Genomic DNA, 13,689 nt, shown 5'->3' on the forward strand with positions numbered 1-13,689 from the left:
GGCTTGACGCCGAAGAACGGCGTCGTCGCCGAACCCGGCTTCAGGTCGGTCGCGCCCGGCAGCGGCGTGATCATGTGACCGCCGGTTTCCGTCTGCCACCACGTATCGATGACAGGGCAGCGCTTGTCGCCGACGACATTGTAATACCATTCCCAGGCTTCCGGATTGATCGGTTCGCCGACCGTGCCGAGCAGGCGCAGCGAAGAACGGGAGGAGCGCGTGACGAATTCGTCGCCGGCGCCCATCAGCGAGCGGATCGCCGTCGGCGCCGTGTAGAAGATGTTGACCTTGTGCTTGTCGATCACTTCCCAGAAACGGCCCTGATCCGGGAAATTCGGCACGCCCTCGAACATCAGCGTCGTCGCGCAGTTGGCGAGCGGCCCATAGACGATATAGGAGTGACCGGTGACCCAGCCGACATCGGCCGTGCACCAGTAGACATCGCCGTGATGATAGTCGAAGACATATTCATGCGTCATCGATGCATAGACGAGGTAACCGCCGGTCGTGTGCAGCACGCCCTTCGGCTTGCCGGTCGAACCTGAGGTGTAGAGGATGAACAGCGGATCTTCCGCCTTCATCTTCACCGGCGGGCATTCCGGCTTCACCGTAGCGATCTCCTGGTGATACCAGAGGTCGCGGCCGGGCGCCCAGCCGGTCTTGCCGCCGGTGCGGCGCACGACCAGCACCTTGCTGACGGTGACGTGCTGGCGGGCGGCGATATGGATCGCCGTATCGGTATTGTCCTTCAACGGTACCGGCTTGCCGCCGCGCACGCCTTCGTCGCAGGTGATGACGAAGGTGGATTCGCAATCGACGATGCGCCCTGCCAGCGCCTCTGGCGAGAAGCCGCCGAAGACGACGGAATGCACCGCGCCGATGCGGGCGCAGGCGAGCATCGCATAGGCTGCTTCGGGGATCATCGGCATGTAGATGGTGACGCGATCGCCCTTCTTGACACCATGCTTCTTCAACACATTCGCTGTCCGGCAAACATGCTCGTAGAGTTCGTTATAGGTGACCTTCTTGTCGATATAGGGATTGTCCCCTTCCCAGATGATCGCCACCTGGTCGCCATTCGTCTTCAAATGGCGGTCGATACAATTGTAGGAGACGTTCGTCTGGCCGTCTTCGAACCATTTGATCGAGACCTTGCCGGTGAAGGAGGTGTTCTTGACCTTGGTATAAGGTTTGAACCAGTCGATCCGCTTGCCGTGCTTGCCCCAGAACTTATCTGGATTTTCGATGCTTTCCTCGTACCATTTCAGGTACTTATCCTTATCGATCAGGGCGCGCGCCTTCACCGGCTTCGTGACCGGATAGATCTTCTCCGACATGGTACTCCTCCTCATGGGACATGCGACGGACCGCGAGCTATCTGGGCCCGAACTTCAAATCACGGCGATTCATAGCAGTTCGCATCGCCACGGCAATTAGACAAAGGTCATTTGATTTCGGAAGAATTGCAATTCTGCGACAGTCCGGTTATATAGCGCCATATTTCCCGGACATTGTGGTGACAATCCACGGACCGCGACCGGCGCGGACGATAGAAGGACTATATCCATGGCTCAAACATTGCTCATGCCGAAGGCGACTGCCATCTGGCTTGTCGACAACACGGCGCTGTCTTTCGATCAGATCGCGCAGTTCTGCAAACTGCACCCGCTCGAAGTCAAAGCCATTGCCGACGGCGAAGCCGCGCAGGGCATCAAGGGTCTCGACCCGATCTCGACGGGACAGCTTTCCCGCGATGAGATTGCTCGTGCCGAAGCCAACCCGAACCACAAGCTGAAGCTTTCCGAACCGAAGGTGCGCGTGCCGGAATCCAAGCGCCGCGGCCCGCGTTACACGCCGGTCTCCAAGCGTCAAGACCGCCCGAACGCCATTCTCTGGCTCGTCCGCAACCATCCGGAGCTGAAGGACGCGCAGATTTCGCGCCTCGTCGGCACGACGAAATCGACGATCGAGCAGATCCGCGAGCGCACCCACTGGAACTCCGCCAACCTGGCGCCGATGGATCCGGTCACGCTCGGCCTCTGCAGCCAGATCGACCTCGACATGGAAGTGGAAAAGGCCGCCAAGGGTCGTCCCCTGCCGACCGCCGCCGAGCTGGGCGCAACGCTGCAATCGGCGCAGGAGACCGAGCGCCTGACCCCGAGCTACGAGCGCGAAGAGGAAAAGGAAATCGACGCCGACGCCGTTTTCCGCAAGCTGAGCTCGCTGCGCTCGGCCCCGAAGGACGAAGACGAGGACGAGCAGTACTGAGATATCAGCCTTCTCATGCAAAAACCCCGCCGAAAAGGCGGGGTTTTTCATTGGCGTTGCTGTAGAGCATCTCACACAAGGCCGAGCAATATGCTGACCTTCCGGCAGCCTTCCCTCTGATTTCACATCGGCAGGGAGCCAAAACCACGCTTTCGCAGTGCCTCTGCGATCTCTTCCAATATCGCCGGATCATCGATGGTTGCCGGCATTTTCCAGGGTATGCCGTCAGCGATCTTCTGCATGGTTCCGCGCAGGATTTTGCCGGAGCGCGTTTTCGGCAATCGGTTAACGGTGATGGCCGTTTTGAAGGCCGCGACTGGGCCGATCGACTGGCGGATCATCGCCACGACCTCCGATTCGATCGCCGGCGTTTCACGGGAAACATCGCGTTTCAGCACCAGGAAACCACAGGGAACCTGACCCTTCACCGCATCGGTCATACCGATGACCGCGCACTCGGCGACATCGGGATGGCGCGCGCAGACCTCCTCCATCGCCCCGGTGGAAAGCCGGTGACCAGCGCAATTGATGATGTCATCAGTGCGCGACATGACGAAAAGATAACCGTCCTCGTCGACACAGCCGGCATCGGCGGTCTTGTAGTAGCCAGGAAATTCATCGAGGTAAGCCGACCGGAAGCGATCGTCGGCCTTCCAGAGGGTCGGCAGGCAACCCGGCGGCAAGGGCAGCTTTATGACGATATTGCCGAGCGTTCCCGCCTTGACCGGGTGACCGGCATCGTCGAGCACCGCGATGTCATAACCGGGCATCGGCAATGTCGGTGAGCCATGCTTGACGGGGAGGGCGCCAAGACCAAGCGGATTGGCGGCGATCGGCCAGCCGGTCTCCGTCTGCCACCAGTGATCGATGACCGGCACGCCGAACATGCGCTCCGCCCATTTCAGCGTTTCAGGGTCCGCCCTCTCGCCGGCCAGAAACAGCGCCCGGAAATCCGGCATCGGATATTTGCGCAGCAGTTCGCCCTCGCCATCCTCCCGCCGGATGGCGCGGAATGCGGTCGGCGCCGTAAAAAGCACACGCACCCTGTATTCCGAGACGATCCGCCAGAAGACGCCGGCATCCGGGGTGCCGACCGGCTTTCCCTCGTAGATCAGCGTGGTCACGCCCGCGATCAGCGGTGCATAGACGATATAGGAATGGCCGACGACCCAGCCGATATCGGACGCCGTCCAAAACACCTCGCCCGGCTTCAGGCCGTAGACATTCCGCATCGACCAGTTAAGCGCGACCATATGGCCGCCATTGTCGCGGACTACGCCCTTCGGTTGGCCGGTGGTGCCCGAGGTGTAGAGGATGTAGAGCGGATCGGTCGACTTGACGGGAACACAGGCCACCGCCGCGCCGCGATGGCGCGCCACCGCCACCTCGAAATCCTGGTCGCGGCCACCGGCGAGTTCTGCCTGAAGCTGCGGCCGCTGCAGCACCAGGCAGCGCTCCGGCTTCATCCGCGCAAGCTCGATCGCCTGATCGACCAGCGGCTTATAGGCGACGGTGCGGCCGGGCTCGAGGCCGCAGCTCGCGGTGATCACCAGCTTGGCGCCGCTGTCGTCGATGCGCGCGGCAAGTTCGCTGGCGGCAAAGCCGCCGAAAACGACGGAATGAACCGCACCGATGCGAGCGCAGGCGAGCATGGAAAACACCGCCTCCGGCACCATCGGCATATAAAGGATCACCCGGTCGCCTTTCCCGATGCCGATCTCGAGCAGTGTTGCTGCGATCGCCTTCACCTCGCCGAGCGCCTCGTCATAGGTGAAACGGCGCTTCTCGCCGGTCATGGCGCTGTCGAAGAGGATCGCCGTCTCGCCGCCGCGTCCGGCCGCGGCATGCCGATCCAGGCAATTGTAGCAAGTATTGGTCTCTGCCTCTGAAAACCAGCGGCCATAGACGCCTTCATCGGGTGAAAAGATCCGCTCCGGAGGTTTGAACCAGTCGATATCGGCGGCGGCTTCGCGCCAGAAGCCTTCGGGATCCTTTTTCCAGGCCGCATAGACCTGATGATAGCCGTTTTGCATCTGCTCCTCCCCAGGACATGCAAGCCTCGATATCAATTTAGGCTGGGCCGAGGATGACGGAAAGCCCGACGAAAGCAGGTATCAGCGCGCGCCGAAAATCGCCGATCCGACGCGCACACTGGTGGCGCCGAAAGCAATCGCGGTCTCGTAATCACCCGACATGCCCATGGAAAGTTTTTCGACGCTGCATTTGGCGGCGAGCTTTGCCAGCAGGGCGAAATGCGGCCCGGGATTTTCCTCAGCCGGCGGGATGCACATCAACCCCTCGATGGACAGGCCGAGTTGATCGCGGCAGAGGGCGACGAAATCAGGCGTATCCTGGGGAGGGATGCCGGCCTTCTGCGGTTCCAGCCCGGTATTGACCTGGACGTAGAGCCGCGGCGTCCTGCCCTGCCGCTTCATCTCCTCGGCGAGGGCGCGGGCGATCTTTTCGCGGTCCACCGTCTCGATGACATCGAAGAGCGCCACCGCATCCGCCGTCTTATTCGATTGCAGCGGCCCGATCAGATGCAGTTCGATCTCAGGATAATCGGCCTTCAGATCGGGCCATTTGCCTTGGCTTTCCTGTACCCGGTTCTCGCCGAACACCCGCTGCCCGGCGTCGATAGCCGGACGGATCGCATCCGCCTCGAACGTCTTCGATACGGCGATGAGCTGAACGGAACCGGCCGGACGACCTGCCTGGCGTTCCGCCGCCGCGATCCGCGAGCGCACGTCGTTCAACCGCTCTTGAAGTTCCATCGTTCTGCCTCGACATATCAACGTGAAAAGAATTGGCATGAACTAGCCAGCCATTCCGTGCTTGCCAAGACCCGCACCGGCGAAATCGCTTCGGCGGCATGAAGATCGGACGCTTGCAGCGCCCGCAAAACTTGACGCTATCGTGGTTTCATGGTGAAGGTCTCGGCCAACTCCCCTGATTTTCCGGAATTTTGAATACCATGGCCACCGAACGTTATAATCCGCGCGACGCCGAGCCCCGCTGGCAGCAGAAATGGAACGAAGACAAGGTCTTCGAGACAGACAATTCGGATCCGCGCGAAAAATATTATGTCCTCGAAATGTTTCCCTATCCCTCGGGACGCATTCATATGGGCCATGTCCGCAATTACGCCATGGGCGACGTGGTTGCCCGTTACAAGCGCGCCCGCGGTTATAACGTTCTGCATCCGATGGGCTGGGACGCCTTCGGCATGCCGGCGGAAAACGCCGCCATGGAGCGCGGTGTCCACCCCGCATCCTGGACCTACCAGAACATCGCTTCGATGAAATCGCAGCTGAAGGCGATGGGGCTGTCGCTGGATTGGAGCCGCGAATTCGCCACCTGCGACGTCGACTATTACCAGCACCAGCAGCACCTGTTCCTGGACTTCCTGGAAAAGGGCCTGGTCTACCGCAAGCAGTCGAAGGTAAACTGGGACCCGGTGGATAATACCGTTCTTGCCAACGAACAGGTGATCGACGGCCGCGGCTGGCGCTCCGGTGCGCTGGTCGAGCAGCGCGAACTGACGCAATGGTTCTTCAAGATCACCGATTTCAGCCAGGATCTGCTGGACGCGCTGGATACGCTCGACCAGTGGCCGGAAAAAGTGCGCCTGATGCAAAAGAACTGGATCGGCCGTTCCGAGGGCCTGACGGTCCGCTGGGAGATCGTGCCGGAAACGGCGCCTGCCGGCGAGACCGAAATCACGGTCTATACGACACGCCCAGACACGTTGTTCGGCGCCTCCTTCCTGGCGATCTCAGCCGATCATCCGCTGGCCAAGGATGCGGCCGCGAAGAATGTTGAGATCGAAGCCTTCTGTGAGGAGTGCCGCCGCGCCGGCACCTCACTTGCCGCGCTCGAGACCGCCGAAAAGAAGGGCATGGATACCGGCATCCGCGTCAGGCATCCGCTCGATCCCTCCTGGGAACTGCCTGTCTACATCGCCAATTTCGTTTTGATGGATTACGGCACGGGTGCGATCTTCGGCTGCCCGTCGGGGGACCAGCGCGACCTCGACTTTGCCCGGAAATATGGCTTGCCGGTTGTGCCGGTCGTCATGCCGAGGGATGGTGACGCCGCAAGCTTTTCCGTCGGCGACACCGCCTATGACGGCGACGGAGTGATGATCAATTCGCGTTTCCTCGACGGCAAGACGACGGAGGAAGCCTTCAATATCGTTGCCGACCGGCTGTCGGCGGCTTCCCTCGGCAATGCGCCGCAGGGCGAACGGAAGATCAATTTTCGCCTGCGCGACTGGGGCATTTCGCGCCAGCGCTATTGGGGCTGCCCGATCCCGGTCATCCATTGCGACGCCTGCGGCGTTGTGCCGGTGCCGAAGAAGGACCTGCCGGTCAAGCTGCCGGAGGATGTAACCTTCGACCAGCCCGGCAATCCGCTCGATCGTCATCCGACCTGGCGGCATGTCGCCTGCCCGAACTGCGGCAAGGACGCACGCCGCGAGACGGATACGATGGACACCTTCGTCGATTCAAGCTGGTATTTCACCCGCTTTACCGCGCCTTGGGAAGCCAAGCCCGCCGATCCTGAGGCGGCTAATCGCTGGCTGCCGGTCGATCAATATATCGGCGGCATCGAGCACGCGATTTTGCATCTGCTTTATTCCCGTTTTTTCACCCGCGCCATGCGCGAGACCGGCCATGTCGCCGCCACCGAACCCTTCAAGGGTCTTTTTACCCAGGGCATGGTGGTCCATGAAACCTACAGCCGCGGTTCCGGCGCCGGCCGCGAGTGGGTGGCTCCCGCCGATATCCGGATCGAAGAGATCGACGGTAAACGCCGTGCCTTCTTGCTGGCGTCAGATGAAGAAATCGCCATCGGCTCGATCGAGAAGATGTCGAAATCAAAGAAGAACGTTGTCGATCCCGACGATATTATCGCCTCCTATGGCGCCGATACCGCGCGTTTCTTCGTTCTCTCCGATTCCCCGCCGGAGCGTGACGTCATCTGGTCGGAAGCCGGCGTCGAAGGTGCCCATCGTTTCACTCAGCGCCTATGGCGGCTGATTTCCGAAGCGGCCGGCGGCCTGTCGACCGTTGCCCCCGCACCGGCAAGCGAAGGGGAGGCTCTGGCAATCTCGCAGGCGGCGCACAAGACGCTGAAGGCCGTTCAGAACGACTACGACAAGCTGTGGTTCAACAAGGCCGTAGCCCGCATCTACGAGCTCGTCAATGCCCTCGCCGCGCCGCTGACGAGGGTTGCGGCGGGTGAAGGCGACATCGCCTATCGTGCCGCCGTGCGTGACGCTGCCGAGATCCTGATCCAGCTCGTCGCACCGATGACACCGCATCTTGCCGAGGAGTGCTGGGCTACGCTCGGCAATGCCGGGCTGCTCGCCCGCACGGACTGGCCGCGTTACGTGGAAGCGCTGGTCATGGAGAATGACGTCGTTCTGCCCGTGCAGGTCAACGGCAAGAAGCGCGCCGAATTGACAATTTCTCGCGATGCAGATCAGAATGCCGTCACCAACGCCGTGCTGGAACTGGATGCGGTGAAGAACGTGTTGAACGGTCAGGCGCCGAAGAAGATCATCGTGGTTCCCCAAAGGATTGTGAACATTGTCGTCTGATATCATCCGCAATGCCGGCATCGCCATGATCCTTGCCGCCTCGGCATTTCTTTCGGCCTGCCAGGTTCGGCCGCTTTATTCCGAGAGTTCCGGCGTCGTCGAAAAGTTGTCCTCGGTCGGCTTTTCCGATGCATCAGGCCGCGTCGAACAGCAGGTGCGCAATCGCCTGATCTTCTTGGCATCGCGCGGCGCCGGCGAAGCGATAAATCCACAATATCACGTCCAAATGCGCGCTACCTCGAGCGTCGCCGATACGCTGCTGCGTCAATCCGGCGATACATCGCGCGCTGGGCGTGTCACCGTCACCGTTACCTATACGCTGAGTGCTATTGCCGACGGACACGTGATCAAGGCCGGTAGCCGGCAAGCGACTGCTCTGGTGGATTTCTCCGAGCAGGAATTTGCCAAGCAAAGGGCGATCCGCGATGCCGAAAACCGCGCGGCGGATCAGGCGGCAGAATTCGTAGGAGCCGATCTCGCCGCTGCCCTCAGCCGCTGAGGGCCGGGGAGGTGGCCGAAATCAAGTCCCATGAATTCGAGACTTTCCTGCAGAAATCGGCGGGGAACTACCGGATTTTCGTCATTTACGGGCCGGATCGGGGTCTGGTTTCCGAACGGGCCGGCCAGATCGCCGGCAAGACCGGCGTCGCGCTCGACGATCCTTTCTCCCTAACCAAACTCGATATCGGGGATCTGCAGAAGGATCCCGGACGCTTGGTTGACGAGGCTCAGTCTATCGGGTTGTTCGGCGGCGAGAAACTCATCTGGATCCGCGGTGCAGCCAACGAAAAATACCTCGTCGATTCCCTGGCGGTGCTGGCCGAAAAACCGCTCGAAGCCGCCTACCTGATCGTCGAGGCCGGCGATCTGAAAAAAGGATCCCTGCTTCGCAAGACCGCGGAAGCCGCACGATCCGTCATGACGATCCCCTCCTACGCCGACGACAGCCGCGCTCTGAACGGCTTGATCGATGCTGAACTCGGCGCGCAGAAGCTTGGCATTACCCCGGCGGCCCGTCAGGCGCTGATCTCACTGATCGGCGGTGATCGCATCGCTTCCCGTAACGAAGTGCGCAAGCTCGCCCTTTATTGTGCCGGACTCAATACGGTTGAGGAACATCACGTTGCCGAAATAATTGGCGACGCCAGCGCGATCTCCGTCGATGACGCCGTCGATGCCATCCTCAGCGGTGACCTCAACGGTTTCTTGCATGCCATGCAAAAGATCAGCAGTTCAAAAACAGCTATATTTCTGGTGCTGCAGGCCTGCCTGAAGCAATTCCAGCTTCTGGACATGATGCGCGCTGAAATGGAAGAAAAAAGGGTGCAGGCGCCTCAGATCATGCAGACGATGGGTCGGCATCTGCATTTTCGCCGCAAGCCGATCATCGAGCAGGCGCTCCGCCACTGGTCGGCGGACAGCATCGCGCGTGAATCCAATCGTCTGCAGGCAGCGATCCTCCAGAGCCGGCGACGGCAGGTGCTGGAAGACAGCGTTGCGATGCAAACACTTCTCTCCACCACTCTACAATCCGGCCGCAAATCCGGCTGATCATCGCCTTTCCAGCAAGCGGCAGATTTCCTCGAGCTGTTCCAGCGACTTATACGATATTTTGATCTGGCCGCCGCCGTTCTTGTGATTGATTGAAACATCAAGACCGAGGGCATCGGAAAGCGTGCGCTCCAGCGCCAGCGTATCGGAATCCTTCTGATCGCGACGCAAGGCCGGCTGCTGCGGCTCCGATTGCGCCTTGATATTGTTCTGCGCCAACTTCTCGGCATCACGCACCGACATGCCCTTGGCGACGATGGTGCGGGCAAGGCTTGCCGGATCGGGCGTCGAAACAAGTGCGCGTGCATGGCCGGCGGAAAGACTGCCGGCGGCAAGAAGATCGCGAACCGGATCGGGCAATTTCAGCAAACGCAGTGAGTTGGCGACATGACTGCGGCTTTTACCGATGATCTCGCCAAGATCATTTTGCGTGTAGCCATATTCGGCGATCAGCTGCTCATAGCCCAACGCCTCTTCGAGAGGATTAAGATCCGCTCGCTGCACGTTTTCGACGATCGCAATCTCAAGCGCGGTCTTGTCGTCAACGTCACGAATAATGACCGGGATTTCGATCAGGCCAGCGAGTTGCGCCGCCCGCCACCGCCGCTCCCCGGCGATGATTTCATATCTGTCTTGTGACATCGTCCGCACCACGATCGGCTGAACGATACCGTGCTGACGGATGGAACTCGCAAGATCGTGCAGTTCGGTGTCATCGAAGAAACGGCGCGGATTGCGCGGGTTACGGCTGACGAATTCGATCGGAATCATCCGGTCGGCGCTGACAGTGCGTTCAGCTTCAACCGGAACAGGCTGATCCATTTCACCAATCAATGCTGCAAGGCCGCGACCCAGTCGTCTTTTCGATACATCGTCATTCATAATCTACACTCACCTACACCCCGGAAATGATCTTACGCGGCCAATCTCTGCCGCTCACGCTGAATGACCTCGGAGGCCAGTTGCAGATAGGCCTGGCTACCCGCGCACTTCAGATCATAGAGAATAGCGGGCTTGCCGTAGGACGGCGCCTCGGACACCCGGACGTTTCGGGGGATTAACGTATGATAAACCTTTTCCCCGAGATGCGTCCGCACATCATTCACCACCTGCTGGGCCAAATTGTTGCGCGCATCGAACATCGTCAGGACGATGCCTTGGATATCCAGCCGCGGATTTACTGTCCGACGAACCTGGCTGACGGTTTCGAGCAACTGGCTCAGCCCCTCCAACGCGAAGAATTCGCATTGCAGCGGCACCAGCACCGAATGGGCGGCAGCCATGGCATTCATCGTCAGCAGATTGAAAGAGGGCGGGCAATCGAGAAGAATATAGGAGAATGCCATAGCCTCGGGAGAGGACAGGGCCTTCCGCAGTTTAAATACCCGATCGCTCTGCTGCGAGATTTCCATCTCGATACCCAGCAGATCCATGGTCGAAGGAACGATGAAGAGGTTGGGAACGGCTGTTTCCAGCGTCACGTCGCTGATCCCTCGCTCACCGACCATCATATCGTAGGAGGAGAGCTTCCGATCGCGGCGGTCGATACCGAGGCCGGTGCTGGCGTTGCCCTGAGGATCCAGATCGACGATCAGAACCCGCTCGCCAATAGCGGCCAGCGCCGTTGCCAGATTGATTGCCGTGGTCGTCTTACCAACGCCACCTTTCTGATTTGCGATGGTTATTATCCGATGTCGTTCGCCAGCCATTGCTGCAATATCCGATCTGTTAAACCAAGCGCCGGAGATTCGATATTTCCAAAATCACAGATTCTTGCTCAACGGCGCTCTTGTGTTCTACCAGATCGAATTGCCACCGGCCACGGGCTTCGGCTATTTCCCTCAGGTAATCCCGGCCTTTGTGAAAAAAGCTCCGACAATTTTCTTTGTCGAGCATCCAAGGGGCCGAATAGCCGATCAGCCCATCAAGATCGGCAAGAGCTCGCGCCGAAATCGCGTCGCAATCGCCGATCTCGCTATAAGCGTCTTCGATTCGACTGGCGTGAACGCTCCCTCGGGCATTTGTTTCCCGCAGGACCGTTCGCAAAAACGCAGCCTTCTTATGATTGCTCTCGACAAGATGTACCCATCCCGCTTGCAGTTCTGCCAGAAAGATGGCGGTGATAACGCCGGGAAAGCCGCCACCACTGCCGAGGTCCACCCAAGTGACGGGCTGCGGGTTGATCTGAAAGATCTGACTGCTGTCGGCAATGTGGCGGCGCCACAGCGCATCGAGTGTCGATGGCGCCACCAGATTGATCGTTTTTGCCCATTTCTGAAACAGCGTCGCGAAATGTTGAAGTCGTTCCTGTGTTTCACGTGAAACACGCAAACCGTTCAGTTCCATTCTCAGGGACTTTCAAATCTTGGGTCAGGCGCTCTGCCGCGCGATTCCGTGTTGCCGACGCAGGTGCACCAACAGCAGCGCGATGGCGGCGGGGGTCATACCCTCGACAATTGCTGCCTGGGCAACGTTGAACGGACGAGCAGCGCTGAGCTTCGCCTTAAGTTCATTCGAAAGGCCCGAGAGCGCACCATAATTAAAATTCGCTGGTATTAGCCGCTCCTCGTCGCGCTTCTGATCGCCAATCGCCGCCGCCTGCCGATCGAGGTAAACCGAGTAGCCCGCCTCAATCTCGAGCGCTTCCGCGACTTTTGCACGGAGCCTACCTAGTTCCTCCGGCCAGACCTGTCGAAGCGCAGCGAAATCATAGGCCGGATAGGACAAGAGATCGTAGGCAGTTCGGCGCTGTCCATCGAGGTTGATGTTCAAGCCGGCCCGTCGCGCCTCATTGGGCGTCAGCGTCAACGCCATCAGCTGGGCGCGGCCAGCGTCAATCTCGGACTGATAGGCCGTGAAGCGCTCGGCGCGCTCGGCGCCCACACATCCAAGCTCCATAGCTAGTGGTGTCAGCCGCATATCGGCGTTGTCGGCACGCAAGGTCAGGCGATATTCTGCACGCGACGTAAACATTCGATACGGTTCCGTAACACCACGCGACGTCAGATCGTCGATCATCACGCCGATATAGGAGCTTGTGCGGCTAAAATGGAACGGTTCCGAATCGGAACTCCGCAAGGCGGCATTCAATCCGGCTGCCAATCCCTGGGCCGCTGCCTCTTCATAACCGGTGGTGCCATTGATCTGTCCCGCGAGGAACAGGCCTCGCAGTCGCTTGACCTCAAGGGACGGAGTAAGCTCTCTTGGATCGACGTGATCATACTCGATGGCATAACCTGGCTGCAGTATCCTAGCCGTTTCGAGGCCCGGAATGGTCTTGATAAAAGCGCCTTGAACTTCGGCCGGCAGCGACGTCGAAATGCCGTTCGGATAAACCGTGTCGTCATCCAGGCCTTCCGGTTCAAGAAAGATCTGATGCCCGTCGCGCTCTCCGAACTTCACAAGCTTGTCTTCGATTGACGGACAGTAACGTGGACCGACGCCTTCAATCTGCCCGGAATACATCGCCGAGCGCTTGATATTTTCGACAATGATGCGGTGTGTCGCCTCGGTGGTCCTGGTGACTCCGCATTCAACCTGCCGTGTGGTGATCGTATCGGTCATGAAGGAAAAAGGCACAAGTTCCTCATCCGCACCCTGTCGGCCGACGGATTGCCAGTCGATCGTCTTGCCATCCAGCCGGGCCGGCGTTCCGGTTTTCAGCCGTCCGAGCCGGAGCCCCAACCGCGCCAGGGTGGCAGACAGGCCGATCGACGGCGCTTCGCCGACACGACCAGCGGGCGTCTTTTCAGGGCCGATATGAATAAGGCCGCGCAGGAAGGTGCCGGTTGTCAAGACCACGGCCGGCGCCTGCAGCCGTCGGCCGTCTTTCATGATGACCCCAGCAACACGGCCATCGAGCACATCGAGATCAAATGCGTCGCCCTCGATAATGTCCAAGCCTGCCGTCGCTTCGATTGCGGCGAGCATCGCCAGCCGGTAAAGCTTTCGATCTGCTTGGGTCCGTGGACCCCTCACGGCCGCACCCTTTTTGCGGTTCAGCATTCTGAACTGGATGCCAGCAACATCGGCAACCCGGCCCATCAGGCCATCCATCGCGTCGATCTCACGAACCAGATGTCCCTTTCCCAGCCCGCCGATCGCCGGATTGCAGGACATGACCCCAATTGTGTCTCGCCTATGGGTAACGAGTGCGGTTTTCGCACCGAGGCGCGCAGCCGCACTGGCCGCCTCGGTTCCTGCATGGCCGCCGCCGATGACGATCACATCATAGCCACTGTCGGTCATATCAAAACTCCAAAACA

At 59.8% G+C, this 13,689-nt stretch carries 11 protein-coding genes; 4 read left to right on the plus strand and 7 right to left on the minus strand.

The genetic code is table 11. The features are described from left to right. Positions 1-1,337, minus strand: a 1,337-nt coding sequence (locus CO660_RS26745) for an acetate--CoA ligase (protein WP_097601296.1), incomplete at its 3' end; no start/stop codon positions are given. Positions 1,338-1,566: 229 nt separating this feature from the next. On the opposite strand from CO660_RS26745, the gene CO660_RS26750 reads away from it, so the two are divergent. Next, the gene (locus CO660_RS26750) at positions 1,567-2,268 is read left to right on the plus strand and encodes a DUF1013 domain-containing protein (protein ID WP_097601297.1); all 702 of its coding nucleotides are present in this window, start codon (positions 1,567-1,569) and stop codon (positions 2,266-2,268) included. Between the two features lie 122 nt (positions 2,269-2,390). On the opposite strand, the gene CO660_RS26755 is transcribed toward CO660_RS26750, so the two are convergent. Both CO660_RS26755 and CO660_RS26760 read right to left on the minus strand, forming a co-directional pair. Further along, positions 2,391-4,301: a propionyl-CoA synthetase gene (locus CO660_RS26755; RefSeq protein WP_097601298.1), complete on the minus strand. Its 1,911-nt coding sequence runs from the start codon at positions 4,299-4,301 to the stop codon at positions 2,391-2,393. A gap of 81 nt (positions 4,302-4,382) precedes the next feature. Continuing rightward, complete coding sequence (locus tag CO660_RS26760) at positions 4,383-5,042, minus strand: YggS family pyridoxal phosphate-dependent enzyme (RefSeq protein WP_097601299.1); 660 nt, start codon at positions 5,040-5,042, stop codon at positions 4,383-4,385. A gap of 200 nt (positions 5,043-5,242) precedes the next feature. On the opposite strand from CO660_RS26760, the gene leuS reads away from it, so the two are divergent. From leuS to holA, 3 genes are read left to right on the plus strand one after another with little or no spacing between them, the layout of a single operon-like run. Further along, positions 5,243-7,873 (plus strand): leucine--tRNA ligase, encoded by a 2,631-nt coding sequence (gene leuS, locus CO660_RS26765; protein ID WP_097601300.1) that lies wholly within the window; start codon positions 5,243-5,245, stop codon positions 7,871-7,873. Continuing rightward, on the plus strand, positions 7,863-8,372 hold the full coding sequence (gene lptE, locus CO660_RS26770; RefSeq protein WP_176536394.1) for an LPS assembly lipoprotein LptE: 510 nt from the start codon (positions 7,863-7,865) through the stop codon (positions 8,370-8,372). Before leuS ends, lptE begins: the two co-directional genes overlap by 11 nt. Before the next feature lie 11 nt (positions 8,373-8,383). Next, positions 8,384-9,424 (plus strand): DNA polymerase III subunit delta, encoded by a 1,041-nt coding sequence (gene holA / locus CO660_RS26775; protein ID WP_097601301.1) that lies wholly within the window; start codon positions 8,384-8,386, stop codon positions 9,422-9,424. On the opposite strand, the gene CO660_RS26780 is transcribed toward holA, so the two are convergent. Genes CO660_RS26780 through mnmG form a run of 4 tightly spaced genes read right to left on the minus strand, consistent with a single transcriptional unit; the run spans position 9,425 to position 13,672 of the window. Next, complete coding sequence (locus CO660_RS26780; RefSeq protein ID WP_097601302.1) at positions 9,425-10,306, minus strand: ParB/RepB/Spo0J family partition protein; 882 nt, start codon at positions 10,304-10,306, stop codon at positions 9,425-9,427. 32 nt (positions 10,307-10,338) lie between these two features. Then, positions 10,339-11,133 (minus strand): ParA family protein, encoded by a 795-nt coding sequence (locus CO660_RS26785; protein WP_097601303.1) that lies wholly within the window; start codon positions 11,131-11,133, stop codon positions 10,339-10,341. A 19-nt stretch (positions 11,134-11,152) separates the two neighbouring features. Next, positions 11,153-11,770: a 16S rRNA (guanine(527)-N(7))-methyltransferase RsmG gene (gene rsmG / locus CO660_RS26790; RefSeq protein ID WP_097601304.1), complete on the minus strand. Its 618-nt coding sequence runs from the start codon at positions 11,768-11,770 to the stop codon at positions 11,153-11,155. A 24-nt stretch (positions 11,771-11,794) separates the two neighbouring features. Further along, complete coding sequence (mnmG, locus tag CO660_RS26795; RefSeq protein WP_097601305.1) at positions 11,795-13,672, minus strand: tRNA uridine-5-carboxymethylaminomethyl(34) synthesis enzyme MnmG; 1,878 nt, start codon at positions 13,670-13,672, stop codon at positions 11,795-11,797. Between the last annotated feature and the right edge of the window lie 17 nt (positions 13,673-13,689).

Origin of the sequence: Rhizobium sp. L9 (assembly GCF_002531885.1) — a bacterium.
Lineage (GTDB): Bacteria > Pseudomonadota > Alphaproteobacteria > Rhizobiales > Rhizobiaceae > Rhizobium.

What these genes read in the sequence shown, in the direction of transcription:
- CO660_RS26750 (WP_097601297.1), top strand. Translation starts at nt 1,567, where the DNA reads ATGGCTCAAACATTGCTCATGCCGAAGGCGACTGCCATCTGGCTTGTC.
- CO660_RS26760 (WP_097601299.1), bottom strand. Translation starts at nt 5,042, where the DNA reads ATGGAACTTCAAGAGCGGTTGAACGACGTGCGCTCGCGGATCGCGGCG.
- mnmG (WP_097601305.1), bottom strand. Translation starts at nt 13,672, where the DNA reads ATGACCGACAGTGGCTATGATGTGATCGTCATCGGCGGCGGCCATGCA.
- CO660_RS26755 (WP_097601298.1), bottom strand. Translation starts at nt 4,301, where the DNA reads ATGCAAAACGGCTATCATCAGGTCTATGCGGCCTGGAAAAAGGATCCC.
- rsmG (WP_097601304.1), bottom strand. Translation starts at nt 11,770, where the DNA reads ATGGAACTGAACGGTTTGCGTGTTTCACGTGAAACACAGGAACGACTT.
- CO660_RS26780 (WP_097601302.1), bottom strand. Translation starts at nt 10,306, where the DNA reads ATGAATGACGATGTATCGAAAAGACGACTGGGTCGCGGCCTTGCAGCA.
- leuS (WP_097601300.1), top strand. Translation starts at nt 5,243, where the DNA reads ATGGCCACCGAACGTTATAATCCGCGCGACGCCGAGCCCCGCTGGCAG.
- CO660_RS26785 (WP_097601303.1), bottom strand. Translation starts at nt 11,133, where the DNA reads ATGGCTGGCGAACGACATCGGATAATAACCATCGCAAATCAGAAAGGT.